25 protein-coding genes and 1 tRNA gene are annotated in these 26,453 nt (G+C 74.5%); 12 read left to right on the top strand and 14 right to left on the bottom strand.

Going from position 1 to position 26,453, the window contains the following annotated elements; genetic code table 11:
* Positions 1 to 1,160 (top strand): glycosyltransferase family 2 protein (locus E2C06_RS21145; protein ID WP_133290607.1); only part of this gene is annotated, 1,160 nt, incomplete at its 5' end.
* Positions 1,161 to 1,173: 13 nt separating this feature from the next.
* On the opposite strand, the gene hrcA is transcribed toward E2C06_RS21145, so the two are convergent.
* Positions 1,174 to 2,247, bottom strand: coding sequence for a heat-inducible transcriptional repressor HrcA (gene hrcA, locus E2C06_RS21150; protein ID WP_370451466.1), 1,074 nt, complete (start codon positions 2,245 to 2,247; stop codon positions 1,174 to 1,176).
* 112 nt (positions 2,248 to 2,359) lie between these two features.
* Here hrcA and E2C06_RS21155 point away from each other — a divergent pair.
* Positions 2,360 to 2,433: transfer RNA gene (locus tag E2C06_RS21155), tRNA-Gly, on the top strand.
* Positions 2,434 to 2,573: 140 nt separating this feature from the next.
* On the opposite strand, the gene E2C06_RS21160 is transcribed toward E2C06_RS21155, so the two are convergent.
* The 6 genes from E2C06_RS21160 to E2C06_RS37755 form a co-directional block, all read right to left on the bottom strand.
* Complete coding sequence (locus E2C06_RS21160) at positions 2,574 to 3,068, bottom strand: c-type cytochrome (protein ID WP_165982533.1); 495 nt, start codon at positions 3,066 to 3,068, stop codon at positions 2,574 to 2,576.
* Positions 3,069 to 3,087: 19 nt separating this feature from the next.
* Positions 3,088 to 4,206: a hypothetical protein gene (locus E2C06_RS37750; RefSeq protein WP_165982534.1), complete on the bottom strand. Its 1,119-nt coding sequence runs from the start codon at positions 4,204 to 4,206 to the stop codon at positions 3,088 to 3,090.
* 416 nt (positions 4,207 to 4,622) lie between these two features.
* Positions 4,623 to 5,024, bottom strand: a complete 402-nt coding sequence (locus E2C06_RS21165) for an acyl-CoA thioesterase (RefSeq protein ID WP_456305187.1) — start codon at positions 5,022 to 5,024, stop codon at positions 4,623 to 4,625.
* A 110-nt stretch (positions 5,025 to 5,134) separates the two neighbouring features.
* The gene (locus E2C06_RS21170) at positions 5,135 to 6,160 is read right to left on the bottom strand and encodes a DUF3618 domain-containing protein (protein WP_133290609.1); all 1,026 of its coding nucleotides are present in this window, start codon (positions 6,158 to 6,160) and stop codon (positions 5,135 to 5,137) included.
* On the bottom strand, positions 6,157 to 6,567 hold the full coding sequence (locus tag E2C06_RS21175; protein WP_165982535.1) for a phage holin family protein: 411 nt from the start codon (positions 6,565 to 6,567) through the stop codon (positions 6,157 to 6,159). The genes E2C06_RS21170 and E2C06_RS21175 overlap by 4 nt, the downstream gene beginning before the upstream one ends.
* Before the next feature lie 13 nt (positions 6,568 to 6,580).
* On the bottom strand, positions 6,581 to 7,243 hold the full coding sequence (locus E2C06_RS37755; protein WP_165982536.1) for a hypothetical protein: 663 nt from the start codon (positions 7,241 to 7,243) through the stop codon (positions 6,581 to 6,583).
* 240 nt (positions 7,244 to 7,483) lie between these two features.
* Between E2C06_RS37755 and E2C06_RS21180 the strand changes: the two genes are divergently transcribed.
* The 6 genes from E2C06_RS21180 to E2C06_RS21205 all read left to right on the top strand — a co-directional run bounded on the left by E2C06_RS21180 (position 7,484) and on the right by E2C06_RS21205 (position 13,427).
* Entirely contained in the window at positions 7,484 to 8,242 is a 759-nt protein-coding gene (locus E2C06_RS21180) for a histidine phosphatase family protein (protein WP_133290611.1), read from the top strand.
* Positions 8,239 to 9,150 carry an NAD(P)H-hydrate dehydratase gene (locus E2C06_RS21185; protein ID WP_133290612.1) on the top strand — a complete coding sequence of 304 codons (912 nt, stop codon included), beginning with the start codon at positions 8,239 to 8,241 and terminating at the stop codon, positions 9,148 to 9,150. Before E2C06_RS21180 ends, E2C06_RS21185 begins: the two co-directional genes overlap by 4 nt.
* Positions 9,137 to 9,946 (top strand): M48 family metallopeptidase, encoded by an 810-nt coding sequence (locus E2C06_RS21190; RefSeq protein ID WP_165982537.1) that lies wholly within the window; start codon positions 9,137 to 9,139, stop codon positions 9,944 to 9,946. Before E2C06_RS21185 ends, E2C06_RS21190 begins: the two co-directional genes overlap by 14 nt.
* 79 nt (positions 9,947 to 10,025) lie before the next feature.
* Entirely contained in the window at positions 10,026 to 10,556 is a 531-nt protein-coding gene (locus tag E2C06_RS21195; protein ID WP_133290614.1) for a metallophosphoesterase, read from the top strand.
* Positions 10,557 to 10,701: 145 nt separating this feature from the next.
* Positions 10,702 to 12,255, top strand: a complete 1,554-nt coding sequence (locus tag E2C06_RS21200; RefSeq protein ID WP_133290615.1) for a hypothetical protein — start codon at positions 10,702 to 10,704, stop codon at positions 12,253 to 12,255.
* A gap of 215 nt (positions 12,256 to 12,470) precedes the next feature.
* Complete coding sequence (locus tag E2C06_RS21205; RefSeq protein ID WP_133290616.1) at positions 12,471 to 13,427, top strand: LLM class flavin-dependent oxidoreductase; 957 nt, start codon at positions 12,471 to 12,473, stop codon at positions 13,425 to 13,427.
* 35 nt (positions 13,428 to 13,462) lie between these two features.
* On the opposite strand, the gene E2C06_RS21210 is transcribed toward E2C06_RS21205, so the two are convergent.
* From E2C06_RS21210 to E2C06_RS21220, 3 genes are read right to left on the bottom strand one after another with little or no spacing between them, the layout of a single operon-like run.
* Entirely contained in the window at positions 13,463 to 15,274 is a 1,812-nt protein-coding gene (locus E2C06_RS21210; protein WP_133290617.1) for an SLC13 family permease, read from the bottom strand.
* 28 nt (positions 15,275 to 15,302) lie between these two features.
* The gene (locus E2C06_RS21215) at positions 15,303 to 16,841 is read right to left on the bottom strand and encodes an AbgT family transporter (protein WP_133290618.1); all 1,539 of its coding nucleotides are present in this window, start codon (positions 16,839 to 16,841) and stop codon (positions 15,303 to 15,305) included.
* A 16-nt stretch (positions 16,842 to 16,857) separates the two neighbouring features.
* Positions 16,858 to 18,240 (bottom strand): M20/M25/M40 family metallo-hydrolase, encoded by a 1,383-nt coding sequence (locus E2C06_RS21220; RefSeq protein ID WP_133290619.1) that lies wholly within the window; start codon positions 18,238 to 18,240, stop codon positions 16,858 to 16,860.
* Between the two features lie 515 nt (positions 18,241 to 18,755).
* On the opposite strand from E2C06_RS21220, the gene E2C06_RS21225 reads away from it, so the two are divergent.
* The 4 genes from E2C06_RS21225 to E2C06_RS21240 all read left to right on the top strand — a co-directional run bounded on the left by E2C06_RS21225 (position 18,756) and on the right by E2C06_RS21240 (position 22,448).
* Complete coding sequence (locus E2C06_RS21225) at positions 18,756 to 19,178, top strand: Rap1a/Tai family immunity protein (RefSeq protein WP_133290620.1); 423 nt, start codon at positions 18,756 to 18,758, stop codon at positions 19,176 to 19,178.
* Between the two features lie 16 nt (positions 19,179 to 19,194).
* Entirely contained in the window at positions 19,195 to 19,473 is a 279-nt protein-coding gene (locus tag E2C06_RS21230; RefSeq protein ID WP_133290621.1) for a glycine zipper domain-containing protein, read from the top strand.
* Positions 19,474 to 19,482: 9 nt separating this feature from the next.
* Positions 19,483 to 21,174, top strand: coding sequence for a DcaP family trimeric outer membrane transporter (locus tag E2C06_RS21235; RefSeq protein WP_133290622.1), 1,692 nt, complete (start codon positions 19,483 to 19,485; stop codon positions 21,172 to 21,174).
* Between the two features lie 68 nt (positions 21,175 to 21,242).
* Positions 21,243 to 22,448, top strand: a complete 1,206-nt coding sequence (locus tag E2C06_RS21240; RefSeq protein WP_133290623.1) for a patatin-like phospholipase family protein — start codon at positions 21,243 to 21,245, stop codon at positions 22,446 to 22,448.
* Between the two features lie 256 nt (positions 22,449 to 22,704).
* On the opposite strand, the gene E2C06_RS21245 is transcribed toward E2C06_RS21240, so the two are convergent.
* From E2C06_RS21245 to E2C06_RS37765, 4 genes are read right to left on the bottom strand one after another with little or no spacing between them, the layout of a single operon-like run.
* On the bottom strand, positions 22,705 to 24,315 hold the full coding sequence (locus E2C06_RS21245) for a complex I subunit 5 family protein (RefSeq protein WP_133290624.1): 1,611 nt from the start codon (positions 24,313 to 24,315) through the stop codon (positions 22,705 to 22,707).
* Complete coding sequence (locus tag E2C06_RS21250) at positions 24,312 to 25,748, bottom strand: complex I subunit 5 family protein (protein ID WP_133290625.1); 1,437 nt, start codon at positions 25,746 to 25,748, stop codon at positions 24,312 to 24,314. The genes E2C06_RS21245 and E2C06_RS21250 overlap by 4 nt, the downstream gene beginning before the upstream one ends.
* Complete coding sequence (locus E2C06_RS37760) at positions 25,745 to 25,981, bottom strand: NADH-quinone oxidoreductase subunit K (RefSeq protein ID WP_206664624.1); 237 nt, start codon at positions 25,979 to 25,981, stop codon at positions 25,745 to 25,747. The genes E2C06_RS21250 and E2C06_RS37760 overlap by 4 nt, the downstream gene beginning before the upstream one ends.
* Complete coding sequence (locus E2C06_RS37765) at positions 25,978 to 26,451, bottom strand: hypothetical protein (RefSeq protein WP_165982538.1); 474 nt, start codon at positions 26,449 to 26,451, stop codon at positions 25,978 to 25,980. The genes E2C06_RS37760 and E2C06_RS37765 overlap by 4 nt, the downstream gene beginning before the upstream one ends.
* Positions 26,452 to 26,453 lie beyond the last annotated feature (2 nt).

Genomic DNA, 26,453 nt, shown 5'->3' on the forward strand with positions numbered 1-26,453 from the left:
CGGCGGAGGCCGGGCAGGCGGTCGCCGATTTCCTGCGCGCGACCGGCCAGGCCGCCGCCGGGGTGGCGCCCTGCCCGCCGCCGGCCGCGGGGGCGCTGCCGCTGCGGGTGCACTGGCCGCTGCCCGGACCGCCGCCGCTGGCCAGCGTCATCGTCCCGACCCGCGACCACCCTGACCTGCTCGCGCGCTGCGCCGAGGGCGTGCTGCAGGACACCGCCTATGCGCCGCTCGAGCTGCTGGTGATCGACAACGGCAGCACCGAGCCGGCGACTCATGCGCTGCTCGGCCGGCTGCGGCAGGACCCGCGGGTGCGGGTGCTGGATGCGCCGGGGCCCTTCAACTACGCCGCGCTCAACAACCGCGCCGTGGCCGCGGCGCGGGGCGAGGTGCTGGTGCTGCTCAACAACGACGTCGCGGTGATCGAGCCGGGCTGGCTCGGCGAGATGGTCGCCCACGCCCTCCGGCCGGGGATCGGCGCAGTGGGGGCGCGGCTGCTCTATGCCGATGGCCGGGTGCAGCATGGCGGCGTCGTGCTCGGCGTCGGCGGGGTGGCCAGCCACTACCACCCCTTCGCCGGGCGCGAGGATCCCGGCTACCATGGCGCGCTGCGCCTGGTCCGCCGCGTCGCGGCGGTCACCGCGGCCTGCCTGGCGATGCGCCGGACGGTGTTCGAGGCGGTCGGCGGGCTGGATGCGGAACACCTCGCCGTCGCCTTCAACGACGTCGATCTCTGCCTGCGGATCCGCGCGGCCGGCCACGCCATCGTCTGGACGCCCCATGCCGAGCTCTACCACCTCGAATCCGTTTCGCGCGGCTTCGACGGGGCGCCGCAGAACCGCGAGCGCTTCGCCCGCGAGGTCGCCTACATGCGCGGGCGCTGGGGGCCGGCGCTGGATGCCGACCCCTACTATTCGCCGAACTTCTCGCTGCAGGATGCCGGCTTCAACCTGGCCTTCCCGCCGCGCCGGCCGCGGCGTTGGGAGGCGGGCGGCGTCGCCCCGCCAGGGGCGCCACCCGAAGCCCCGCCAGGGGCGCCACCCGAAGCCCCGCCAGGGGCGCCACCCGAAGCCCCGCCAGGGGCGCCACCCGAAGCCCCGCCAGGGGCGCCACCCGAGGCCCCGCCAGGGGTGCTGCCCGAGGTACTGGCGGCGGCGCGCTGAGGCCGGCGCCGGGTCAGCCGAGCAGCCGGCCGATCACCCGGGCGGTGTAGTCCACCACCGGGATGACCCGGCCGTAGTTGATCCGCATCGGCCCGATCACGCCGATGGCGCCGACGATGCGTTCCTGCCCGTTGCGGAAGGGTGCCACGACCATCGACAGGCCGGCGGTGTTGAACAGCCCGCTCTCGGCGCCGATGAAGATCTGCACGCCCTCGCCGCGCTGGGCGAGCTCGAGCAGCTTCAGCACCGTCTCCTGCGCCTCCAGCCGCTCGAACAGCGCCTGGATCTCGTGCACCTGGGCGAGCTGGTCGAGGTTCTCCAGCAGCCTTGCCTGGCCGCGGACGATCAGGCTGCCGCTCGCCCCGCCGGCCCAGGTCGCAAGGCCTGCCTCGACCACCTGGTTGGTGAGCGCATCGAGCGCGGTGCGGTTGGCGGTGATCTCCTCGTTCACCCGCGACCGCGCATCGTCGAGGCTGCTGCCGGCGAGCCGGGCATTGAGGTAGTTGCTGGCCTGGGCGAGGGAGGAGGGCGGCAGCCCGGCCGGGACCTCGATCACCCGGTTCTCCACCTGGCCGTCCTCCATGACCAGCACGACCAGGGCGCGGCCGGGGCCGAGGGCGACGAATTCCAGGTGGCGGATGCGCCCCTCGCTCTTCGGCGCGACCACTAGGCCGGCGGCGCCGGCGAGGCCCGAGAGCATCTGCCCGGCCTCGGCCAGGGTTTCCTGCATCGACCGGCCGGAGGCGGCGCAGCGGGCCGAGATCGCCTCCCGCTCGGCCGGGCCGAGGTCGCCGAATTCCAGCAGGCCGTCGACGAAAAGGCGCAGGCCCCGATCGGTCGGCAGCCGGCCGGCCGAGGTATGCGGGGCATAAAGGAAGCCGGCTTCCTCGAGGTCCGCCATGACGTTGCGGATCGAGGCGGGGGAGAGGCCGAGCGGCAGGCGGCGCGAAAGGGTGCGGGAGCCGACCGGCTCGCCGGTCAGGACATAAACCTCGACGAGTTCGCGGAGGATGGTCGCGCTGCGGCTGTCGAGGCCCGCGAAGGACGCCCCGGTCGCGCCGCCGAGCGCTTTCGTTGAAGGCATCATCGTGCGGGTCGGATCCAGACGGGACACGCATGAAGGCTAGGGAGGGGGGGCGCGGGCGTCAACCGCCGCCTTGCCGAGGACGGGCGGGAGCGCCTATAACGCCCAGCCGGCCGCGGGCGTAGCTCAATGGTAGAGCTCTTGGTTCCCAACCAAGTGACGAGGGTTCGATTCCCTTCGCCCGCTCCAGCCCGCCCGCCGGGCTCCCGGTCCGTCGTCGCCCTTCCGTCATCGCGTCCCCCGCCAGCCCAGCACGGCCGATGCAGCCGGCGGCGCAGCCTGTCCCGGCCGCGGGGTTCCGGCGGCAGCGCGCGCCGGCCCGCCGCGGGTCAGGGCGGCGCCGCCAGGCAGGTGCCGGGCAGGGTCGCGGACGGATCCGCCAGCAGGGCCCGCAGGTCCGCCGCCCCGCCCGGGCCGAGCGCCGCCTGCCGGCGCCGGAGCTCCGCCGGCCAGGTGCTCTTCAGGTAGGCGACGAGGTCGGCGATCCCGTCCGGCCCGAGCTGCCCGGCGAAGCCCGGCATCGCAACCCCCTGGCGGCCCGGCCCGCCGATGCCGAGGGCGATGATGCCGGCGAGCTCCTCGTCCGCGTGCCGCCAGGCATGGCCGCCGGCATCGAGCGGCGGCGCCGGGCCGCCGGGCACGCCGTGGCACTCCGTGCAATGCGCGGCATAGGTGGCCGCGCCGCGGGCCACCGCCGCGGCATCCAGCGCCGGCGCGGAGCGCGTCAGGCCGAGCCCGGCCACGACCAGCCCGGCACCGCAGCCGAGCGCGGCGAGCGCCGCGCCCGGGCCTGCGGCCCGGCGCGCGAGAGACGGTCCGGGCATGGCGCCGGCGCCCCGCGCGTCAGCGGATGTGCTGCGGCGAGGCGAGGCTCGCCACCCGGTGCCCGGCCGACCCGTCCCGCGGCTCGGTGTGCTGCAGCCCGTAATAGGCGAGGAAGAACATCCCCACCGCCCCGAGGAACAGCGTGCCCGACAGGCGTGCCTCCGCCAGCATGCCGCGCCCGGCGTCGTGCAGCGCATGGTGCAGCGGGGTCGGCCCGTGCAGGAACATCGCCGCGAGCGCCGCGACCAGCGGCAGGTGGCCGATGGCGTCGACCTTGCCGAAGTCGAGGATCGCCGCGACGAAGATGAGCCCGAGGATGCCGATCCCGAGCCGCAGCAGCCCGAGCCCGGTCAGGATGTAGAAGGCCAGGGCGAACTCGACGAAGCCGGCCAGCACCAGCATCCCCTCCGGCGGCAGGCCGAAGGCGAGGTAGGGCCGCTCCGCCAGCAGCGGATAGGTCCATTGCGGATAGGCCCATTTCTCGATCGCCCCCCACATCATGCTGACGCAGAGCGTGACGTAGAGGATCGGCATGCGGAGCGCGCGCAGCCGCGGGGCGCTGCAGGAGGTCAGCACCAGGTAGGCGGCGATGCCGAGGAAGATCGGGTAGTCCGCCAGGTGGAAGGCGCCGTAGAGCGCGATGCCGTAGCCATAGAGCAGCAGGATCCCGATCCCGCCGAGGACGCAGCTGCGCGCCGAGAACAGGCTTGCGGCGATGCCGAGCTGCAGCCAGGCGGGCCATTCGGCCTCGGTCCGCAGCTCCGGCGTCAGGATGATGCCACCCATGGCGAAGAGGGCGACGAAGAAGGCGCCGATGGCCGCGCGCAGGAAGGACTCGACGGATTCGTGCGGCGCGAATGCGCAGGTCGCCCAGCGCGCCGAGACCACCAGCCGGTCGAGCAGGAACCCGCCGGCGACCAGCAGCGCGAAGCCGGTGAGCACCAGCAGGTACTGCCGCGACATCACCTCGGTGATCGGCACCGGCGCCTGCGAGACATCATAGGGTTCGAACCACTTGATGTGCGCCGCCGCGGGGCCGGCGGCGAAGCACGTGGCAGCGAGCGTGGCGAGCGGGCCGGCGGCATGCAGCCGCCGGGCCGGCCGGGGGGGTGGGGAGGTGCGGGGATGCGCCTGCATGGATATCTCCTCGGCAAGGGGGCGACCCGGCCAGCGCCGCCGGTCCGGCGGGACATCGGCGCGCCGGCGCCGGCGCAGCGGGACCGGCCGTGGCTGACGCGAGGTCAGCGCGCGATCGGGCCGCGATGCGTGGCGGGAAGTGTCCGGCGCGGCCGCCGCGGCCGCTGTGCCAGCCGTCACATGCCTCGGAAAATATCCGGCCGCGTACCCGCCGCGGCAGCCGTTGCGCGCGGATCCGCCGCGTGCCGGCGGGAAGCCTGGCCGCGTCAGGCGGGGACCGGACTGGGCCCGCACCGCCCGACGCGCCGGCACGCCGTGCGCTCGGTCAATTCCTGTTGCGGTAGGTCACGCCGCGCCGCGCGGGAAGGCGGCGGAGGCCAGGCGGGTCGCGGCGAGGGCCGCGACCCGCGCGTGGATCAGTCCCGGCGGCCCGCGGCCAGGGGACGCGGATGGCCCTCCGCGTCGATGGCGACAAAGGTGAAGACGCCCTCCGTCACCTTCTGCGGCGCCTTGCCGTGGCCGCGCCCGCGGGCCCAGGTCTCGACCTTGACCTCCAGCGAGGTTTCGCCGGTCTTTGCCAGGGAGCAGTAGCAACTCACCTCGTCGCCCACCGAGATGGGCCGCAGGAAGCGCATCGCCTCGATCGCCACGGTGGCGACGCGGCCCTGCGCCTGTTCGGCCGCCAGCCCGCCGGCGGCCAGGTCCATCTGCGACAGCGTCCAGCCGCCGAAGATGTCGCCGCCCGCATTGGCATCGCGGGGCATCGCGATGGTCCGCAGGTGCGGGCCGCCCGGGACATCCGGAAGGGTTTCGGTCACGCTCGTGTCCTCTCGCCGCCTGCGGGATGGCCGGTGCGGCGGCCCCGGCAGGTCCTGCCGGGGCCGCGCGCAGGCATGGCGCGGCCGCTCCGGCCGCCTGCCGTGATCGCCTAGACGGGGCCGACGCGCGGCGAGCCCGGCGCCGGCGCGGGGGCCGGCCCTTCGTCGCGGCGCGGCTGGCCTTCGATGGCGCCGCGCGCCTCGCCGGCCAGGTCATGCGCGGCATCGCTCGCCGCCTGCCGGACCTCCCGCGCCGCATCGGTCAGCGCCGCGCCGACGCCGCCCTGGCCGCTCGCCGCCTGCCCGACCGCAGCCTTGGCATGATCCAGATGCTCGCCCGCGGTGTCCTTCAGCCGCTCGTAGCCCTGCTCGGCGCTGGCCTGGACACGGTCCGCCACGGCGTCGCGGGTCTCGCCCATCAGCCGGTCCTCGGCCTCGGTGCCCGGCAGCAGCGCGCCGACCGCGGCACCCAGCGCCACGCCGATCGCGCCGAGCACCAGCGGCTGCTCCCGCATCAGCCAGGTGGCGCCCTGGCGGGCCTGGTCGCCGAGCTCGCCGGCCCGGGCCTGCACCGCCTGCCCGCTGCCCGCCACCTGGTCGGTGACCGAGGCGGTCGCGCCGCGCAGGCTGTCCGCCACCGCGCCCACCGCATCGCCGACGCTTCGATAGGCCTGCCCGGCCTTCTCGATCGCCTGGTCGGCGGCGCCCGCGACGCTGTCGCGCGCCGCGCCCACGGCTTCCGAGGCGCGCCCGGCCATCGAGCCGCCGGATCCCGCATCCCCGCCATAGACCCGCACCCGGGTGCTGCCGGCCCCGATCGTGCGGTCGGGCGAGGCGGCCATGGACGGCGCGGTCCCGCCCTGGCGGCCGCTGCCCGACATCATCAACCAGCCGATGCCGGCGCCGATCAGCAGCAGCGGCAGCGGGTTGTCCCGCACCGAGGTGCCGAGGTTGCGGACGAACTCGTTGCCGCCGGAGCTGCGGACATAATCCACCGCCTGCTCGAAGAGCTGGCCCGGCGAGGCACGCTCGCGCAGCTCGTCGAGGGTGCTGGTGAGGCCGGCGCGGGTCTGCTCCACCTCGCGCTCGATCTCCGCGGCGGAGCGGCTGCCGGGGTCGGTCGTGCTGCTGCTCATTGGATCTGCTCCTTCGCCACCTGCGCGTCGCGCGACAGCTGCGTGGTCGTGCGGCTCGGCACGAGGTTGGATGTCTTGAGTTGCGACAGGCCGCCGCGGATCAGCGCATAGCCGGCGATCGCCGCGACCAGGCCGACGATCAGCTCCGCCCAGCCGGTGGCGATGCCGAAGCTCACCAGCAGCGAGACCAGGGCGAAGAGCAGCACGATCAGGGCGCCGAGCAGCAGCCCGCCGCCGGCGGCCAGCGGCGTGACGGCGCCGGCGGCGTCGCCGAGCTTCTCGCCCAGCTCGGCGCGCGCGAGCTGCACCTCCTTGCGGAACAGGGTCGAGATCTGGCCGATGGCGTTGCCGAACAGGTCGGCGACGCTGCGGTCACGCTCCGGCGCTCGGTTCATGTCGGATGGCATGGCAGCTCCCTCCTCAACCGGCATCCTTGACCGGGCTGGTCTGCCCGGCCTGGGCTGTGCTGCGGGCGGCGGCGCCGCCCAGCGAGGCCGCGGCGACGGTGGCCGGCCGCGGCGTGTCGTCCGGCCCGCCCTGGACCCAGCCCGGCGCGCCCATGGCGGTGGAATGCGGCACCGCGCGGCCGCCGCCGATGGCCGCATCCGCGGGCCGGCCGCCCGGCCTGCCCACCGGCCCGTGCGCCGCCTGCGCGCCCGGCTGCCGCGCCTGCTCGGCCGAGCTCTTGGCGAAGCGCGCCAGGGCGAAGCCCGCCAGCACCGCGGCGCCGAAGAAGGCGACCGGCTGGCGGCGGGCGAGGCCTTCCATCTGGCCCATCAGCTGGCCCGGGCTGCTGTCGCGCAGGCCGCGCGCCAGCCCGTCCATCGCCGAGGCGGCTTCCTGGACGTAGCGGGCGATCTGCGGCGACGTTTCCTGCAACTGGTCCGCCGCGCCGTGCACGGCGCGGGCGATCCCCTCGGCCTGGTCGGCGCCGCGCCGCGCCTGCTCCTCGGCGAAGCCGAGGGCCTGGTCCTTCGCGGCCTCGGCCACCCCGGCGCCCTCGGCCCTGATATCCTCGACCGCGCCGGCGGCCTCCTGCCGGAGCTGCCCGGCGGTGGCACCGGCCGTGCTGACGTCGCTCATCCCCATATCCCTGCTGCTGTGGCGAGGCCGGACGCCCTCCCGACCCGGACGGCGGCCGCCTCGCGTGACCGGACCTCAACAGCAGGCGGGACCAGATGTTCCTTCCGGCATGGGCGACGATCCGGCGGAACGTGGGACCGGCGCGGGCCGCCGCATTGCCGCATCCGGCATCGCGGCGCCAGGCGAACACCGCGCCCCGCCGCGCGTTGGCCACCCGAACGGAAGAGGGATCCACGGGCCATGACGCAGCGATGGCCGAGCCGGCTCTGGGTCGTCCGCCACGGCGAGAGCAGCGGCAATGTCGCGCGCGACACTGCCCATGCCGCGCGCCTGACGCATATCGACACCGGCGGACGCGACGTCGACGTGCCGCTGAGCGGGTTGGGGGAGCAGCAGTCGCGCGCCCTCGGCCGCTGGTTCGCCGGCCTGCCGAGGGACGCGCAGCCGGAGGTGGTGCTCACCTCGCCCTACCGGCGCGCGGTGCAGACGGCGGTGCTGATCCACGGCGCGGGCGGCCTGCGCGTCGACCCAGCCGGCTTCCTCCAGGACGAGCGGCTGCGCGAGAAGGAATTCGGCGTCCTCGACCGGCTGACCCGCTACGGCATCGAGCAGCACCATCCCGACCAGGCGGAGTTCCGCCGCATCCTCGGCAAGTTCTACCACCGTCCGCCCGGCGGCGAGAGCTGGTGCGACGTCATCCTTCGCCTGCGCAGCGCGCTGGATACCATCTCGCTGCATCACGGCGGCGCCCGCGTGCTGATCGTGGCGCACCAGGTCGTGGTGCTATGCCTCCGCTACCTGCTCGAGCGCATGACCGAGGACGAGATCCTGCGGATCGACGCCGAGGGCGACGTGGCCAATTGCGCCGTCACCGAATACGCCCAAGATCCGGGCCAGGCCGCCGGCATGGTGCTGCAGACCTACAATTTCGTCGTCCCGCTGCAGGAACAGGGCACGCAGGTGACGGCGGAACCCGACGCACCGATCGGTGCGCGATGAGCGGCCCCGTCGTCCCGGTCACCGAGGCGCTGCTCCGCGCCATGCCCCTGCCGCGGCACGAGGAGGGCGAGGACAAGGATGCGCGCGGCCGCATCCTGGTCATCGGCGGCAGCACCGAGACGCCCGGCGGGGCGCTGCTGGCCGGGCTGGCGGCCCTGCGCGCGGGCGCCGGCAAGCTGCAGATCGCCACCTGCCGCAGCGTCGCGCCGGCGCTGGCCGTTGCGGTGCCGGAAGCCCGGGTCAGCGGCCTCGAGGAAACGCCGCAGGGCGGCATCTCCGCGGCGGCGGCCGGCCTGCTGGCCGAACGCTGCGGCCGGGTCGACGTCGTCCTGCTCGGGCCCGGCATGCTGGACGGCGCGGCGGTGTCGCTGCTCACCGCGCGCCTGCTCGGGTCGACGGCCGGCGCGTGCTTCGTGCTGGACGCGGCCGTGCTGCAGGAACTCGCGGGCTGCCGGGCGGCACTGGACGGGCACGCGGGCCGCGTGGTGCTGACCCCGCATGCGGGCGAGATGGCAGCCCTGCTGGGCATCGGGCGGGACGCGGTGCTGGCCGACCCGCTGGCGGCCGCGCGGCGGGCGGCCACGGAACTGCAGGCCGTGGTGGCGATGAAGGGCGGCTGCACCTTTATCGCGGATCCAGGCGGGCGGGCCTGGTCCTGCGACCGCGGCAATGTCGGCCTGGCCACCTCCGGCTCTGGCGACACCCTGGCCGGCATCATCGCCGGGCTGCTCGCCCGCGGTGCTGAGCCCACCGAGGCGACGCTCTGGGGGGTGTTCCTGCATGCCGAGGCGGGCGCGCGGCTCGCCCGCAGGCAGGGGCCGATCGGCTATCTCGCCCGCGAGCTGCTGGCGGAGATCCCCCGCATCCTGGCCGACCTGCTGCCGCGGCGGGGGGATGCGGCGGGATAGCCGACCCGGCGGCGCGGCGGCCCTGGTGCTGCTCGCCCTGCCGTCGCTGGCCGGCTGCGGCCCGCGCTTCGTCCCGCCCGCGGCGGATCCGGCCGGGCTCGCCGCGGCCCGCGCGGCGATCCTGGCCACCCCGACCGCCGCCGGCATGGCGGAGGCGCCGGAGGCGATGCTGGCCGGCGTCGCCGGGCGCCTGACCCGGGCGGCGCAGCCGCTCTGCACCGCCGATGGCGGCCAGGGCTGCATCCTGCAGGTCTCGCTCGATCCCGCCGCCACGCCGCGCGCGGCGATGACCGGCGGGGGAGGGGTGACGATCACCCTCGGCATGCTGCGGCTGCTCGACAGCGAGGACGAGGTCGCGGCGGTGCTGGGACACGAGCTTGGCCACCACCTCGCCAACCATCTTGGCCGGCGGCGGGCCCGCGGCCTGGCGGCCGGCACCGTGGCCGGCACGCTGCTCGGGGCGGTGCTGCCCTTCGGCGGGCTGGCCGGCTGGGCGCTGGGCGAGGGCGCCGCCCTGGCGGGGTCGCAGGGGGCGCAGCTCGCCTTCTCGAAGGACGAGGAGCGGGAGGCGGACTACCTCGGCGCCCATCTCGTCGCCCGGGCAGGCTACGACCTCGACCGGGCGGGCCTGGTCTGGGTCAGGCTGACCCGCGGCGGGCCGCAGGAGACCGCCGGCCTGCTCGACAGCCATCCGGCGGGCCCGGAGCGCCTGGCCGCCTGGCGGCAGGCCGCCGCGGAGATCCGCCGCTCGCCGGATGCGATGCCGCGGCGGTCCGGCCAGCCGGCGCCCTCGTGACAGGCGGCCGGGTGATGCCGCGGGAAGGGCCCTGCGGCCGGGGAAGCCGGGGACCACCGATCGCGGGGAGGGCAGGGGCATGACGGTCTTCTTCACCGCCGACACGCATTTCGGCCATGCCGGCGCCCGCGCGCTCTACCGCCGCCCCTTCGCCTCCGTCGCCGCCATGGACGCGGCGATGCAGGCGCGCTGGAACGCGGCGGTCGGCCCGGCGGACGAGGTCTGGCACCTCGGCGACGTCGCCATCGGGCCCGGTCCCGCGTCGATGGCGGCGCTGCTCGAGGGGCTGCACGGCCGCAAGCACCTCGTCACCGGCAACAACGACGGCCCGGCGACGACCGGCCTCGCCGGCTGGGCCAGCGTGGCGCCCTATGCCGAACTGATGCTGGAGGGCCGCGGCCTCGTGCTCTGCCACTATGCCTTCCGCACCTGGCGCAACATGGGCCGGGGCTGGCTGAACCTGCATGGCCACAGCCATGGCCGGCTGGCGCCGCTGCCCCGGCAGGTGGATGTCGGCGTGGATGCCTGGGACTTCCGCCCGGTGACCCTGGCGGAGATCCTGGCCAGGCCGCGCCGCCGGGCCAGGGCGGCGGCGGCCGATCCGGGCTGACCGGCGGCACTGCCCTGGGCGGCCGGCTCGAGGGGTCAGATCGGCGTGACGGCCGCAGGCCGCGCTGCGGGCCGGATCGGCCGGGGGCATAGGCTGTCCTGCGGCACTGGCGGGTGCCGGGTGCCGCGTTGCGGGAGGGCACGCCATGACCGACCCAAGGGAACGGAACGCGATCACCGCCCACGAACACGCCCATGCACATGACCACGGCCATGGCTCCGGTCATGGCCACGGGCCCGGAGCTTCGCCGGGCTGCCACGCGCCAGGCGGGGCATCGCCGCCATCCTTCGTCTTCGCCGCCGATGACGGCAGCCACGGCGCCGAGCCCTGGGTGAGCGACGGGACGGCGGCCGGGACGCACCTGCTGCGGGACATCAGGCCGGGCCCGGATGCCAGCGGCCACTACTCCACCGGCAATGCCTTCCTTTATGGGGCCACCGCCTTCGTGCCGGCCTCCGGCGGGCGGTTCGTCTTCGAGGCCAATGATGCCACGCATGGCGACGAGCCATGGGTCACCGACGGCACCAGCCGGGGCACCCAGCTGCTGGCCGACCTGGCGCCCGGCCCCGAGAGTTCCTTTCCGCTCCTGTTCACCCCGCTCGGCGACGGGCGCGTGCTGTTCGGCACGACCGGCGGGGCCGAGGGGACCGGTTGGGCCGAGATCGGCACCCGCTACTGGATCACCGACGGCAGCGCCGAGGGCACGCGGGAAGCGCCGCAATTCGAATCCGGCAGCCGCTTCTTCGGTGCCGGCGACTTCGCCCCGCTCGGCGACGGCCGGATAGTGTTCACCTTCGCGTCGGAGCTGCGGGTCGCCACGCCGGACGCGCCGTCCAGCGAGGTCGTCCGCAGCTTCGCCGCAAGCCCCTTCAATGCCGACCTGGGCTACCTGACCGCGCTCGGCGACGGCCGGGCGGTGTTCCGGGCCGATGACGGCATCCACGGCATCGAGCCCTGGATCACCGACGGCACCGCCGCCGGCACGCATCTCCTCGCCGACCTCAACCCCGGCGGCGACGGCAGCTTCGCGGCGGGCTTCACGGCACTCGGCGACGGCCGGGCGCTGTTCACCGCCGACGACTCCCTGCATGGCCGCGAGCTGTGGATCACCGACGCGACCGAGGCCGGCACGCAGCTGGTGGCCGACATCCGGCCGGGTGCCAATGGCAGCCAGCTGCTCTACCTGATCCCGATCGGCGGCGGGCGGGTGCTGTTCTCGGCCAACGACGGCGTGCACGGCGAGGAGCCCTGGGTGTCCGACGGCACCACGGCGGGCACCATGCTGCTGCGGGATATCTACCCCGGCCCGGTCCGCGCCGGGGGCCCGGGCATCCCCGCCCTCGGCAACAGCTTCCCGGGCGACATCATCCCGCTCGGCGACGGAAGGGCGCTGTTCAGCGCCTTCGACCCGGAGCAAGGGCAGGAGCTCTGGGTGAGCGACGGCACGCCGGCCGGGACGCATGTCGTCGCCGACCTCGTGCCCGGCACGGGCAGCAGCTCGCCCTCCTCGATCGGCGCGCTCGGCCGGGGGCTAGCCGCCTTCGCGGCGGATGACGGCAGCACCGGGCGCGAGCCCTGGATCACCGACGGCACGGAGGCGGGAACGCACCGCCTGGCCGACATCAACCCCGGGGCCGCGGGCAGCGGCGCCCAGGGCTTCACGCCGTTGCCGCTGGCCGAGCACGCGCCGATCGGCTGAGGCGGCGCCGGCCTCACCACCTGCCTGCCGCGGGCGCCCCGCCGGCCCGCGGCCGGTTCGCGCGCCCGGCCATGGCCGACAGCGACGTGCCGAACATACGGTTCGGCACGTCGCTGCGGCTCATGGCTTTCGAAGCGGATTCACGCCTGCGGGTGGGTCCGCCCTCCGGCGATCTGCACTAGGCTGGGCGCGACGGCCGAGGAGGAGACGCGGAGATGGCGGCGCCACGCATCGGATACCTGCTCCCGACGCGCGAGCGCGTCATGGAAGGCCGGCACGACACCGGCCCCCTGCTGGCCCTGGCCGAGCGTGCGGAGGCGCTGGGCTACGATTCCATCTGGGTCGGCGACAGCCTACTCGCCCGCCCGCGGCACGATCCGATGACGCTGCTGGCCGCCGTCGCCGCGCGGACGCGGCGCGTGGAGCTCGGCACCGCCGTGCTGCTGCCGGCGCTGCGGAACCCGGTGCTGCTGGCGCATCAATGGGCCACGCTCGACCGGCTGGCGGAGGGGAGGCTGATCCTCGGGGTCGGCATCGCCTCCGACGTGCCGAACATCCGCGACGAATTCGAAGCCGCCGGCGTGCCCTGGGACAGGCGCCTGGGCCGGATGCTGGAGGGGCTGCGGCTGTGCCGCGCCCTCTGGTCAGGCCAGCCGGTGGACTGGGACGGCCGCTGGCGGGTGAGGGCCGGCACGCTGGGTCCGACGCCGCACCGCCCGGGCGGGCCGCCGATCTGGGTCGCCGGCAGCGCCGAGCCGACCATCGAGCGCGTCGGCCGGCATTTCGACGGCTGGTTCCCGAATGGACCCTCCCCGGCGCAGTACGCCGAGACCTGGCGCGCCATGCAGGCGGCCGCCAGGACGGCCGGGCGGGACCCGGGCGCCATCACCGGCGCCGCCTACCTGACCCTGGCGGTGGACGAGGACGCGGCGCGGGCGAATGCCCGGCTGGACCGCTTCATGGCGGGCTACTACGGCCAGCGGCCGGACACCATCCGCAAGCGCCAGGCCTGCTTCGCGGGGCCGCTGGCCGGCGCGCGCGACTGGCTGGCCGCCTATGCCGCGGCGGGGGTGAGCCACTTCACGCTGCGGTTCGCCGGGGATCACGAGCGCCACCTGGAGCTCCTCGCCGGCATCGGCGCCGGGCTCGCGGCGCCGGCGCCCGCCGGATAGCACCGCGTCACGCATCGTCGCCGCAGGCCGCGGGATCAGAAGCGCCAGACCAGCGGCACCAGGAACACCGCCACCGCGAAGAACCAGATCATCAGCGGCAGGCCCAGCTTCCAGTAGTCGCCGAAGGCATAGCCGCCGGGGCGCATGACCATCAGGTTGGTCGGCGTGGCGATCGGCGTCAGGAAGGACGCGGCGGCGGCGACCGCGACGCACATCAGCACCGGCCGCGGCGAGACGCCGATGCTCTCTGCCGCGGCGACGCTGATCGGGATGATGATCAGGGCGGTCGCCGTGTTGCTGATCAGCTGCCCGAGCACGCCGGTCAGCACGAAGAGCCCGGCCAGCAGGGCATAGGGCCCGGCATCGCCGACCACCGCCACCAACCCTTCCGCCAGCAGCCGCGCCGCGCCGGTCTGCTCCATGGCGGCCGAGAGCGGCATCAGCGCGGCGACCAGGATCACCGTCGTCCAGTCGATCGCCCGGTAGGACTGCTCGACGCTCATCACCCCCGTCAGCACCAGCAGGGTGGCGCCGAGCAGCCCGGCGACCGCCGGCGGCATCAGGCCGGTCGCCAGCAGGACCACCATGCCGAGCAGCACGGCGATCGCCTGCCGGGCGCCCATCCCGAGCGGCACGGCCTGCCGGCGCACCACGTCCGGCGCGTTCACCACGAGAACCTGCGGGTCGTTCAGCCGCAGGTCGAGCGCCTTCCAGGTGCCCTGCAGCAGCAGGGTGTCGCCGGCCCGCAGCGCGGTGCGCGGGTCGTCCAGGTCCTCGCCCTGGCGCTGCACCGCGATCACCACGAGGTCGCCGCTCTCGGTCACCATGCCGGGGAAGACCGTCTCCCCGATCATCGCCGAGCGCGGCGGGATCATCACCTCGGCGAGGCCGGAACTGCGGTTGAACAGGGTCTCCTCCACCTCCGCCGCGGTGTCCTCCTCGCGGAAGCCGAGATGCTGGTCGGCGGCGAAGGCGGCGGCCGCATCCGCCGCGCCGGAGACGACGAGGAAGTCGCCCTCGGCCAGGGCGGGCCGGCCCAGCCGGGCGCCCGAGGCCTGCTGCGCCGCGACCAGGCGAAGGTCACCGAAGCGGGCCAGGTCGAGTGACGACGCGGGCTGGCCGACCAGCGGCGAGGTGCCGCGCAGCCGCAGCCGGAAGATGTTGCTGGCCAGGCCGTACTGCTCCACCAGGGTGCGGGCATGGCGGCTGAAATCCGCCGGCATGGCCGGGCCGCCGCGTTCCGGCAGCAGCTTCTGGCCGAACAGCACGATGATGGCGATGGTGCCGAGCAGCAGCGGGACGCCGATGATGGTGAACTCGAAGAAGCCGAAGCCGCCGAGCCCGGCATCATAGGCCGCCTCCGCCACCAGCACGTTCACCGGCGTGCCGGTGAGCGCGAGCAGCGAGCCGGCATGCGCCGAGAAGACCAGCGGCATCAGCAGCTGCGAGGGGGCGCGGCGCAGCCGCACCGCCATGACGACGACGACCGGCAGCAGCGCGGCGACCGCGCCGTTGACGCTGATCAGCGCGGTCAGCAGCGCGACCAGCAGGGCGATCAGCACCAGCAGCCGGGTGCGGCTTTCCTCCCCGGCGCCGGCGATCAGCATGCGCCCGGCCCAGGCGGTGACGCCGGTGCGGTCGAGCGAGGCGCTGATCACGAAGAGGCTGGCGATGAACAGCACCGCCGGGTCGCCGTACCCTGCCAGCGCGCCGTTCAGGCTCAACAGGCCGGTCGCGTAGAGCGACAGGCCGACGCCCATGGCGACGATGACGACCGGCAGCCTGTTCCAGACGAACAGGACCACCGCGACCGCGATGATGAGGCCGATGACGGCGACCTCGCTCATGCGGCTGCCCCCGGGCGCGGGGCGGCGTTCACCCGAGGCCCCAGGGCAGGCCGAGCAGGTACCAGCCGGCGAGGAAGGCGGTCCAGACCACCGACAGCACCAGCACATAGGGCAGCATCAGCGCGATCACCGTGCCGACGCCGGCATCCTTCTGGTAGCGGATGGCGAAGGTGACGATCATGGCGAAATAGGCGTTCAGCGGCGTGATGGCATTGATCGGCGAATCGCCGACGCGGTAGGCGGCCAGCACGGCTTCCGGCTCGACGCCGAGCTGCATCAGCAGCGGGACGAAGACCGGCGCGAAGATGGCCCATTTGGCGATCGCCGCGGTGATCAGCAGGTCCAGGACGAAGACCACGACGACAAAGCCGACCAGCAGCCAGAGCGCATCGAGGTTGGCCTGCTGCAGCACGCCCGCGAGCGAGACCGCGGCCAGCGTCGCCATGTTGGTGTAGTTGAAGAAGGCGATGAACTGGCTGATGACCAGCAGCAGCAGGATCAGCCCGCCGAGCGAGCCGATCGCCTTCTGCATGGCGCCGATCGCCTCCCCCGTCGTCTTCAGGGTGCCGGCGCCGCGGCCATAGGCGATGCCGCAGGCCATGAAGACCAGCGCGATGGAGACGATCAGGCTGTTCATGAAGGGCGAGTCGCTGATCATCGCCCCGGTGTCCGGGTTGCGCAGCGGCGCGCCGGGCGGCAGCAGCAGCAGGCCGATCAGGACGGCGACCGCGATCAGCCCGCGCAGCGCGAAGCGCAGGCCGCGGTATTCGTCGTCCGACAAGGTGTTCTCGCCGGGGACGTGGTAGTCGCCGGCATAGGCGCCGAGCCGCGGCTCGATGACCTTCTCGGTGATCACGGTGATGAGCACGGTCAGCAGCACGACCGAGCCGATGGAGAACCAGAGGTTGGCGGCAAGGTCGATGGTGCGGTTCGGGTTCACCAGGCGGATGGCGTCGTTGGTGATCTCGGTCAGGATGCCGTCGACCGGCACGATCAGGACATTGACCAGGAAGGCGGCGGCGACCGCGGCGAAGGCGGCGGCGAGCCCGGCCAGCGGGTGCCGGCCGACGCTGAGGAAGGCGGCGGCGGCCAGCGGGATCAGCACGAGGTAGCCGGCATCCGCGGCGATCGAGGAAAGGATGCCGACCAGGACCAGGATGAAGGTCAGCGCCTTCGGCGGCGCCACCATGACCAGCTTGCGGATCAGCGCCTTGACCAGGCCGGATTCCTCGGCGACGCCGACGCCCACCATGGCGACGATGATGACGCCGACCGCGTTGAAGCCCATGAAGTTGCGCACCACGCCGGCGAACATGAAGCGGATGCCGTCGATGGTCAGCAGGCTGCGGGCGGCGGTGGTCGCCGGCTCGATCTCGTGCGTCGCCGGGTTGTAGGCCATGTAGCTGACCTGCACGCCGAACAGCGCGAGGATCGCCGACAGCACCACCACGATGCCGATCAGGTAGACGAAGATCATCACCGGATGCGGCACGCGGTTGCCCACGCGCTCCACCGCATCCAGCAGCTTCTGCATGCCCGTCTTCGGGGCCGCGATCACCGTGTCCATAGGCGTCTGCTCCGGCTCAGCGCGACAATGCGTCGAGGATGCGCGCCCAGGAGCGGATGCCCTTGTGGAAGCTCGCCAGGTTGTACTTCTCGTTCGGGCTGTGGATGCGGTCGTCGTCGAGGCCGAAGCCGGCCAGCACCACGTCCATCCCGAGCGACTGCTTGAGCTGCGAGGTGACGGGAATGGACCCGCCGCCGCCGATGAAGACCGCCGGCTTGCCCCATTCGTCGCTCAGCGCCTGCCGCGCCAGGGCGAAGGCCGGGTCGTCGTCGGGGAAGCGGATCGCCTGGCCCGAGCCGTGCTCGATGAACTCGGCGCGGCAATCGGCCGGCAGCCGGTCCTGGACATGCTTGCGGAAGGCGGCGCGGACCTTGTGCGGGTCCTGGTCGAAGACCAGGCGGAAGGACACCTTGGCCGAGGCGACGGCGGGGATGACGGTCTTGAAGCCTTCGCCCTGGTAGCCGCCGCCCATGCCGTTGATCTCGCAGGTCGGCCGCGACCAGACCATCTCGAGCGCGCTGCGCCCCCTCTCCCCCGCCGGAACCGACAGGCCGATCGCGCCGAGGAAGGCCTCGGCGCTGAAGCCGAGCGTGTCCCACTGCGCCGCCAGCGAGTTCGGCAGGTCCGGCACGCCGTCGTAGAAACCGGGGAGCGTGACGCGGCCATCGGCGTCGTGCAGGTCGGCCAGGATCCGCGCGAGGATGCGGTTCGGATTGGCGGCGGCGGAGCCGTAGAAGCCGGAATGCAGGTCGCGGTCGGCGGCGTGGATGGTCACCTCCTCCCCGCACAGCCCGCGCAGCATGGTGACGATGGCCGGCGTCGCCGGGTCCCACATGTTGGTGTCGCAGATCAGGCCGATATCGGCGCGCAGCTCCGCGGCATTCGCCGCGAGGAAGCCGGGCAGGTTGGCGCCGCCGCTCTCCTCCTCGCCCTCGAGCATGATGGTGACGGGGATCGGCAGGCGGCCGGTGACCGCCTTCCAGGCGCGGCAGGCCTCGACGAAGGCCATGAGCTGGCCCTTGTCGTCGGCCGCGCCGCGGCCGCGGATGACCTTCGTGCCGTCTTCGAGCGCCTCGATCTTCGGGTCGAAGGGGTCGTTGTCCCAAAGCTCCAGCGGGTCCACCGGCTGGACGTCGTAGTGGCCGTAGAACAGCGCCGAACGGCCGGATGCGCCGCGGTCGTGCGCGACGACGATGGGGTGGCCCGGTGTCGGCCGCGCCTCGGCGGTGAAGCCGATGCTGCGGAGATCGGCCGCGTGCCATTCGGCATTCGCCTGGCACTCGGCGGCATAGGCGGGATCGGTCGAGATGGAGCGGATGCGCAGCACGGCAAAGAGCCGCTCCAGCGCCGCGTCGATGTCGCCGTCGATCCTCATCAGGACATCGTCGAGCTTGGCCATGTTTCCTCCCGTCCTGGTTGTCCCGGGTGCGGTCTTCGCCGCATGCCCTGATCCTTCGTTCGTCCCGGCCGAAGCTTCGGTTGGCCGGTTGGGGTCGCGGCAACGCAGCGCGACGGCAGACCCGATGGTCCCGCCGCCAGCCACAGGCCGCCGCGCGCCTGTCGCCGGGTGTCGCCGCCGTTCGGTGATGCAGGCGTCCATGCTGCAGGCCCAGCGCCGCCCCGGTCGGTCCACCGCGATCGACAGAGCGCAGGAGAGGTGCCTTCCTGTGGCCGCGACCACCACGCCAGCCTCGTCCGCATCATCAACGCACATAATTCGGTGCCGAACGACGATTGCTCGCCTGGATCACACAATCGCTATTTGACCCCGACGCCAGGCAACCGTGTCGAAGCGAGATGCATGTTGCTGCCGAAAAGGCATGCGGGTTAGCGTGCCGCCTCGCCGCACAGTCCCGCCCTGCCCCGCTGCGGCAGGCGGACCTGCGGCGACACGAACCAGGACGGGAGGCCTCGATGCGGTTCGCCACTCAGATCGCCGCCGGCATGACGACGCTCGCCCTCGGCCAGGCACCGGCAAGCGCCCAGGCCCCGACAGGGCCTGCCGGCGCGGTCACCACCAGCACCCTGGCGGAAGCCTGCGCGGCCAGCGGCACGGACATCACGGGCGCCACCGCGGTCGGCTATTGCCGCGGCTTCATCACCGGCGCCGGCCAGTACCACCAGGAGATGATCACCGGCCGCCCAGCCATCTTTTGTCTGCCCAGCCCCTCCCCGACCCTGGAAGCGGTGCAGGTCTCCTTCGTCGCCTGGGCGCGCGCCAACCCGCAGCGCGCCGAGGAAAAGGCGCTCGACGGCCTGCTCCGCTGGGCCTCGGAAACCTATCCCTGTCCGCCGGCGGCCGCGGCGAAGACCGCCGCGCGCAAGCCCCACCGCTGACCCGGGAGGATCGACCATGACCCGTCGCCTGGCGCCCGCCGGCCTGCTGGCCGCAGCTCTCGCCCTTTCCGCCTGCGCCGATCTCAGCCCAACGGCGCAGCGCACCGGCACCGGCGCCCTGGGCGGCGCCGCGGGCGGCGCGCTGATCGGCGCCATGGCCGGCAATGCCGGGCTCGGCGCCGCCATCGGCGCGGGCGTCGGCGGCGCCGGCGGCTTCGCCTGGGACCGCCACCAGCAGAGCAACGAGCGCGCCTTCAACCAGGGCGTCCAGGCCGGCCGCGCCTCCTCTCGGTAGGATCGGGCGATGCGGGCGCGTCGCGGACACGTCGCGCTGGCCCTGGTGCTCGGCATCCTGTCCGCGCCGGCGGCCGGCCTTGCGCAGCCGGCCGGCAGCGAGGCGGCGACCATCGCCGAGTTGCGGAAGCAGCTCGAGGCGATGCAGCGCCGGCTGGACCAGCTGGAGGCGCGCGCCGCGAAACGCCCGCCCGCGGTCGCCACCGCGCCCGCTCCGCGGTCGGCGCCGCCGCCGGAGCTGCGCGCGGCGCAGGACGCCGCGCGCCAGGCCCAGGCCCAAGCGACCGCCGCGGCGGCGGAAGCCCGCGCCGCGCGCGAGGATGCCCAGCAGGCCCGGCAATCCGCCAGCACCGCGGCCAGCATCACCGCGCCGGTCCAGGGTCTCGACCCGCCCGACCCGATGGGCCGGCCCTACGTCTCGGAGGAAGCGCTGCGGGCCGACCTGCCGGGCATCGCGCTGCGCGTGCCGGGCACGGACACCCAGGTGCGGCTCTACGGCTTCGCCAAGCTGACCACATGGTCGGACTTCAACGGCCGCAACCAGACCGACGCGCCGTCCCCGGCTTCCATCCCGCTGCGCGGCAGCCCGGCCGACCAGCAGGGCGGCGACTACGGCATGACCGCGCGCTTCAGCCGCTTCGGCGTGGATACCCGCACGCTGACCGGCTGGGGCACGCTCGAGACCCGGCTCGAGGGCGATTTCGGCGGCGGCTCCCCCACCTCCTCCAACGCCGTCTTCCGCCTGCGCCAGGCCTGGGGCGAGCTCGGCACGCCGGCCTTCCGCGTGCTGGTCGGCCAGGCCAACAGCCTGTGGAACGAGGGCCTGTTCGAGACCATCATCGACGCCACCAACCTCAACCAGTCCTTCATCCGCCAGGCGCAGATCCGCCTGACCGGCCGGCTGGCGCCCGGCCTGACCGGGCAGGTCTCGCTCGAGGCGCCGGAGACCAACTACGTCTCCGCCGCCGGCACCTTCAACCCGGGCAGCTCGCTGAACAACGGCGCCAGCCCGGCCTTCAACGCGCTGCCCGACCTGCATGGCCGGCTGACCTGGCGGGATGCCGGCTGGGAGCTCGGCCTGCGCGCCCTGCTGCGCGACCTGAGGATCGAGACCGCCGGCACCGCCGCGACGGGCGGCAGCCGCAGCGCCACGGGCTGGGGCCTGGCGGGCCATGCGCGGATGCCGCTGAACATCCTCGGCGCCCGCTTCGGCGCGGATGAGCTGATCGGCATGGCCTATTACGGCGAGGGCATCGGCCGCTACTTCTTCGGCAATACCGGCGGGCAGGATGCCGTCTCCAACCTCGGCCTCGCCTCCGCCGGGCTGGGGCTGCGGCTGGACCCGCTGCCCTCCTGGGGCGTCACCGCGGCCTGGCGGCATTTCTGGCTGACCCAGCTGCGCAGCAACTTCGCCTATTCCTACGCGCGGCAGGACTACCCCGGCTATGCCGCGGAATTCACCCCCGGCTCGGCCACCGCACTCACCCTGAACCGCGAGGTCCAGCAGGCCTTCGCCAACCTGATCTGGAGCCCCTTCGCCGAGCAGGGCGCCGGGACCGCCACGACCGGCTGGCTGGACATCGGGCTCGAATACCTGTTCACCCGGCGCGACCTGTTCGGCGGCGCCACGACGGCGGGCAGCGGCGGCATCGGCCATGGCACCGCCAACCGCGTCCTGCTGGGCGCCGTCGCCCGGTTCTGAGCCTGCGGGGAGGGACGCGCTTGCCGAGGCCGAGACGCTCCTTCGCCCGCGCCGGGGCATGCCCCGGTTTGCTGCGCGTCGCCCTGGCGCTGCTCCTGCTGCTGCCGCTCGCCGGCTGCGCCGGCATCCTGCGGCTGGACGCGCCGCCGGCCGAGGCGACCGTGGACCTGCCCGTGCTCGGCCTCCCGAATGCGCGCTTCTGGCCGGACGGTCCGCCCGAGCCGCTGCAGCGGGAGGTCGCGCTGATGCTGGCGCGCCAGGGTGCGCTCCAGGCCGGGGCCGCCGGCCGCGCGCTGCCGCCGGCGCATTTCCTCGCGCTGTCCGGCGGCGGCGACAACGGCGCCTATGGCGCCGGGTTGCTGACCGGCTGGACCGCCAGCGGCACGCGGCCGCGCTTCGATATCGTCACCGGCATCTCCGCCGGCGCGCTGATCGCACCCTTCGCCTTCCTCGGCCCGGACTACGACCCGCAGTTGCGGGAGGTCTTCACCGAGATGGCGCCGCCGGACCTGATCCTGCTGCGGCGGCTCCCCGTCGCGGTGCTGTTCAACGATTCCCTGGCCGATACCTCGCCGCTGCTGCGCCTCATCCAGCGCCATGCGGACGGGGCGATGCTGGCCGCGATCGCCCGCGAATACGCCGAGGGGCGGCTGCTGCTGATCGGCACCACCAACCTCGACCTGCAGCGGCCGGTGGTCTGGAACATCGGCGCCATCGCGGCCAGCGGGCACCCCGATGCGCTGACGCTGTTCCGCAAGATCCTGCTGGCCTCGGCCTCGATCCCCGGCGCCTTCCCGCCGGTGCTGGTGGACGTCGAATATGCCGGCCGTGCCTTCCAGGAGATGCATGTCGATGGCGGCGCGGCGGCGCAGGTCTTCCTCTACCCGCCCTCGCTCGACCTGCGCGGGGTGACGGGGCCGCGGCGCATGCCGCGCCCGCGCACCATCTGGGTGATCCGCAACGGGCGGATCGACATCGAGGGCGCCAGCGTCAGCCGCGGCCTCTTCTCCATCGCCCGGCGCTCGATCGCCACGCTGCTGCATTTCAGCGGGGTCGGCGACATCAGCCGCATCTACCTGACGGCGCAGCGCGACGGCATCGATTTCCGCCTCAGCTATATCGGCTCGAACTTCGCCGCCGAACGGCGGGAGCCCTTTGACCAGCGCTTCATGCAGGCGCTGTTCGACTATGCCGAGGCCAAGGCGCGCGCTGGCACGGCCTGGGTGGCGGCGCCGCCCACGGCCGGCACCCGGCCCGCGACGGCGGACCGCTGAAGCGGCATGACGAATTGCCGGGGCGGCGCGCCGCTCCGGCATGGTGCCGACACAGCCGTTGCATGGCTCCGCCGTCAGCGATCCGTTGCGGCGAGCATGCCTGCTTCCTGGACGGTGGCACGCCACGGCCTGGGCCTGCGGTCTCCTGGGCCTGCGGTCCCCTCGGCCTGCGGTCCGCAGCAAGGACACCGCCACGCCGCCGGAGGCGGCGCGGTCCGGCGCGGCCAGCCTAGCCTTCCGCCGCGGCGGGGCACCCTCAGCCGGGCGCCGAGACCAGCAGGGCAAGGCCGAGCGCGAGCACCAGGCCGAGCAGCGCCGCCCCGGCCGCCGGCCAACTGCGCAGCACCGCTTCCAGCCCCGCCATCCGGCCGGCCCAGGGCGCCCCGGCCCCCAGGAACCGGCTGACCGGCACCAGCAGGTCGCCCTCCGGCACCGGCGGCAACGTCACCCGGCGCAACGCCAGCGCCAGCCCGCCGCCGAGCAGCACCGGCCAGAGCCCGGCGGGGTCGAGGCTGTCCAGGGGGTCGCCGAGCCCGCTCGGGCCGAACAGCCACCAGGGCACCGCGACGGCGGCCAGCGCCAGGGCCAGCCAGGGCAGCAGCAGCCCCGCCGGCGGCGGGGCGGTGGGGTCGGCCGCCGCCTCGGCCACCAGCCGCCGGCAGAAATGCAGCATCAGCAGGGTCGACCCGGCGGCTGAAAGGCCGGCGAGCAGGCCGAGCGCACCATGGCCGAACAGCCCCTTCACCGCCGCCTTGCCGAGCGCCCCGCCGGTGCCGGGCAGCCCGCCGAAGCCGAGCGCCAGGACCAGCGCCGGGCCGAGCACCGGCCAGGGCCGGCGCCGCCCGCTCGTCATGGCGACGCCGACGCCGAGGAACAGCGCCCCCTTTGCCAGCATGTGGCAGAGCGCATAGAAGGCGACCGCCGCCGCGGCCCCGGCCTCTCCCGCCGCCAGGCCGAGGCCCAGCGCGGCGCCGGCCACGCCCATCTGGCTGATGCTGGAATAGGCCAGCACGGCCTTGGGGTTGCGCTGAGTGACCCCCACGGCGACTCCCCAGAAGGCGGTCAGCAAGCCGATCCCGGCCAGGATCGCCCCCCATCCGGGCACCGCGCCATCCCCCGGCAGGAAGCGGACAAGCCCGATGATCCCGGCCTTGATGATGGCGCCGCTGAGCACGGCCGAGGCCGGCATCGCCGCCGCCGGATGCGCCAGCGGCAGCCAGACATGCAGCGGCACCAGGCCGGCCTTCAGCCCGAAGCCGGCCAGCAGCAGGCCGATGATCAGGTCGCGCCCCGGCGCTCCCGGCAGCGCCGCCACCAGGTCGCGGATCGCCAGGCTGTCGCCCGGGATCTCGGCCGCCAGCAGGGCGAAGCCCAGCAGCAGGCAGGCCTCCCCCGCCACCGCCAGCAGCAGGTAGACCGCCGCGGCGTGCCGGGCGCCCGGCGTGCCGTCATGCCCGACCAGCCCGAAGGCGGCCAGGCTGACCACGGCGAAGGCGAGATAGAAGCTGCCGAGGTCGCCGGCGATGAAGACGCCGAGGCTGCCGGTCAGGGTCAGCAGCCACCAGGCGGCGAAGCGCCCGGCGCCCGGCCCGGCGACATAGGACCGCGCATAGGCGCCGGCCAGGCACCACAGCAGCGCGGCCCCGCCGAGCAGCAGCGCCCCCGGCGCATCGAGCGCGGCGGTGAAGCGGCGCGCCTCGTCCAGCACGATCGGCGGGTGTCCCGCCCCCAGCAGCGCCGCGGCCAGGCCCGGCAGCGGTGCCAGCCAGAGCAGCCCGGGCATCGCCCGCCGCGGCCCCGGCCAGGCGCAGGCACAGAGCATGCCGAAGGGGGCCAGCACGGTCAGCGCCAGCAGCAGCCCGGTCATGGCGCGCTTCCCAGCCGGCCGATCTGCACCAGCCCGAAGGAGCCGAGCGGCACCAGCCCGAGCACGACGGAGATCAGGGCAAGCGTCATGGCGATCGCCTCCTGCCCTCGCGCGCCGGGCGGGCGCGCCGCCGGGCCGCCCTCGGCCGGGGCCTGCACCGCCGCCAGCACGCGGTAGACGTAGCCGCCCGTCAGCAGCCCGCCGGTGACGATGACCAGCGACCACCACCATTGCCCGCTCTCGACCGCGGCGCGCAGCAGCAGCCACTTGGCGGTGAAGCCGCCGCTCGGCGGCATGCCCATCAGCGACAGCCCGGCGAGGCCGAAGGCGATCACCGTCACCGGCATGGCCCGGGCGGCGCCGCCCAGCGCGTCCAGCCGGTCATGCCCATGGGCGGCCGCCAGCAGCCCCGCCGCCATGGCCATGGCGGCCTTGGCGAAGGCATGGCTGACCGCCTGCAGCACCGCCCCGGTCCAGGCGAAGGCGCCGAGCGCGGGGGTGGTGGCGACGACCAGCGGGAAGGCCAGGAAGAGGTAGCCGAGCTGGGCGACCGTCGAATAGGCGACCAGCAGCTTCAGCCGGGCCTGCCGCACCGCGACCAGGCTGCCGACCAGGATCGCCGCGCCGCCCAGCCCGGCGAGCAGCGGCGCGACCGCCGGCAGCAGCGCCGGTGCGGCGCCGAACCAGAGCCGCAGCAGCACCACGAAGGCGGCCTTCACCACCAGCGCTGACAGCAGGGCGCTGACCGCGGCGGAGGCGCCGCCATGCGCCGCCGGCAGCCAGAGATGCAGCGGGAAGAGCGCGGTCTTGGCCAGCAGCCCCGCGGTCATCAGCGCGCAGGCGAGCAGCGTCGCCGGCTCGGCCCGCGTCAGCCCGGCCAAGGCCTGGATGTCGAGCGTGCCGGTGCGGCCGAGCAGCAGCGCGCAGCCGAGCAGGATCAGCGCCGAGCCGAGCAGGCCGAACAGCAGCGACCGCAGCGCCGCCGCGACGGTGCCCGGCCTGCCGTCCAGGCAGACCAGCGGGACGGAGGCGAAGGTCAGCAGCTCCAGCGCGATCGCCAGGCTGAACAGGTCGGTCCCCAGCAGCACCAGCGCCATGGCGGCCCAGACGCCGAGCAGCAGGCTCCAGAACGCAGGGGCGTCGCCATGGTCGGCGCGGGCATAGAGGCCGACGGCGCCGGTCACCATCGCGCTGGTGCCGAGCATGGCGGCAGCCAGGCCGTCCGCCCGCAGCAGCAGCCCGCCGATCGGCTGCAGCAGCGGCGTGCCGCCGCGATAGACCGCGAGCTCGATCGCCACCGCGGCGAGGTTGCCGAGCAGGCAAACCAGGCTGGCGAAGCGCGCCGCGAAGCGCCCGGGCAGCAGCGGCGCCAGCAGCGCGCCGAGCAGCGGCAGGCCGATGGCGAGCGGCAGCAGCAGGCCCGTGCCGCTCATGCCTCGGTGCGCAGCCGCAGCAGCAGGGCGAGCGCCAGCGCGGTCGCCGCGGTGCCGATCGCCAGCGCGGTGACGGCGATCGCCTGCGAGGCCGGCTGCGCGCCGAGCAGCAGCACCACGCCACTGCCCAGCAGGTTGGCAGCGAGGATACGCCGCAGCGGCTCCGGCCGCGTCAGCAACCCATAGAGGCCGATGCCGACCAGCGCCGAGGCGCCGATGCCGAGCAGCGTCACCGCGCCGATCCGCCGCGGGCGAGCGACCAGAGGCCGATGCCGGCGACCGGCAGCAGGGCGAGCGCGACCAGCGTGTCGGCAAGCCGGCGGCCGAGCAGGACCTCCGCCACCGCCCCGGCCGCCTGCGGCGCGGGCGGGTCCGGCAGCACGAGGGCAAGCGCGGCGGCGAGGCCGGCGCAGAGCAGGGCAATCACGCCGCGCAGCGCCGGCGCGGGCCGGTCCGCCGGGTCGGCCAGCTCCGCCGCCCCCGGCAGCCGCACCGCGCGGCCCAGCAGCAGCGCGGCGAAGCCGGTGCCGAGGAACTGCGCCGCCGCCACCAGCGGCGCACCGCGCGCCAGCCAGGCCAGCGCCAGCACCAGCCCGCAGCCGGCAAAGCCCAGCACCGCGGCCATCCCCCGCGCCCGGACCAGGGTCCAGAGCGCGAGCGGCAGCAGCCCCAGCACCGCCGCGACCGGCAGGAGGTCCGCCATGA

The organism is Dankookia rubra (assembly GCF_004355005.1).
Taxonomy (GTDB): domain Bacteria; phylum Pseudomonadota; class Alphaproteobacteria; order Acetobacterales; family Acetobacteraceae; genus Paracraurococcus; species Paracraurococcus ruber_A.

What these genes read in the sequence shown, in the direction of transcription:
- hrcA (WP_370451466.1), bottom strand. Translation starts at nt 2,247, where the DNA reads ATGATGCCTTCAACGAAAGCGCTCGGCGGCGCGACCGGGGCGTCCTTC.
- E2C06_RS21160 (WP_165982533.1), bottom strand. Translation starts at nt 3,068, where the DNA reads ATGCCCGGACCGTCTCTCGCGCGCCGGGCCGCAGGCCCGGGCGCGGCG.
- E2C06_RS37750 (WP_165982534.1), bottom strand. Translation starts at nt 4,206, where the DNA reads ATGCAGGCGCATCCCCGCACCTCCCCACCCCCCCGGCCGGCCCGGCGG.
- E2C06_RS21170 (WP_133290609.1), bottom strand. Translation starts at nt 6,160, where the DNA reads ATGAGCAGCAGCACGACCGACCCCGGCAGCCGCTCCGCCGCGGAGATC.
- E2C06_RS21175 (WP_165982535.1), bottom strand. Translation starts at nt 6,567, where the DNA reads ATGCCATCCGACATGAACCGAGCGCCGGAGCGTGACCGCAGCGTCGCC.
- E2C06_RS37755 (WP_165982536.1), bottom strand. Translation starts at nt 7,243, where the DNA reads ATGAGCGACGTCAGCACGGCCGGTGCCACCGCCGGGCAGCTCCGGCAG.
- E2C06_RS21180 (WP_133290611.1), top strand. Translation starts at nt 7,484, where the DNA reads ATGACGCAGCGATGGCCGAGCCGGCTCTGGGTCGTCCGCCACGGCGAG.
- E2C06_RS21185 (WP_133290612.1), top strand. Translation starts at nt 8,239, where the DNA reads ATGAGCGGCCCCGTCGTCCCGGTCACCGAGGCGCTGCTCCGCGCCATG.
- E2C06_RS21190 (WP_165982537.1), top strand. Translation starts at nt 9,137, where the DNA reads ATGCGGCGGGATAGCCGACCCGGCGGCGCGGCGGCCCTGGTGCTGCTC.
- E2C06_RS21195 (WP_133290614.1), top strand. Translation starts at nt 10,026, where the DNA reads ATGACGGTCTTCTTCACCGCCGACACGCATTTCGGCCATGCCGGCGCC.
- E2C06_RS21200 (WP_133290615.1), top strand. Translation starts at nt 10,702, where the DNA reads ATGACCGACCCAAGGGAACGGAACGCGATCACCGCCCACGAACACGCC.
- E2C06_RS21205 (WP_133290616.1), top strand. Translation starts at nt 12,471, where the DNA reads ATGGCGGCGCCACGCATCGGATACCTGCTCCCGACGCGCGAGCGCGTC.
- E2C06_RS21210 (WP_133290617.1), bottom strand. Translation starts at nt 15,274, where the DNA reads ATGAGCGAGGTCGCCGTCATCGGCCTCATCATCGCGGTCGCGGTGGTC.
- E2C06_RS21215 (WP_133290618.1), bottom strand. Translation starts at nt 16,841, where the DNA reads ATGGACACGGTGATCGCGGCCCCGAAGACGGGCATGCAGAAGCTGCTG.
- E2C06_RS21220 (WP_133290619.1), bottom strand. Translation starts at nt 18,240, where the DNA reads ATGGCCAAGCTCGACGATGTCCTGATGAGGATCGACGGCGACATCGAC.
- E2C06_RS21225 (WP_133290620.1), top strand. Translation starts at nt 18,756, where the DNA reads ATGCGGTTCGCCACTCAGATCGCCGCCGGCATGACGACGCTCGCCCTC.
- E2C06_RS21230 (WP_133290621.1), top strand. Translation starts at nt 19,195, where the DNA reads ATGACCCGTCGCCTGGCGCCCGCCGGCCTGCTGGCCGCAGCTCTCGCC.
- E2C06_RS21235 (WP_133290622.1), top strand. Translation starts at nt 19,483, where the DNA reads ATGCGGGCGCGTCGCGGACACGTCGCGCTGGCCCTGGTGCTCGGCATC.
- E2C06_RS21245 (WP_133290624.1), bottom strand. Translation starts at nt 24,315, where the DNA reads ATGACCGGGCTGCTGCTGGCGCTGACCGTGCTGGCCCCCTTCGGCATG.
- E2C06_RS21250 (WP_133290625.1), bottom strand. Translation starts at nt 25,748, where the DNA reads ATGAGCGGCACGGGCCTGCTGCTGCCGCTCGCCATCGGCCTGCCGCTG.
- E2C06_RS37765 (WP_165982538.1), bottom strand. Translation starts at nt 26,451, where the DNA reads ATGGCGGACCTCCTGCCGGTCGCGGCGGTGCTGGGGCTGCTGCCGCTC.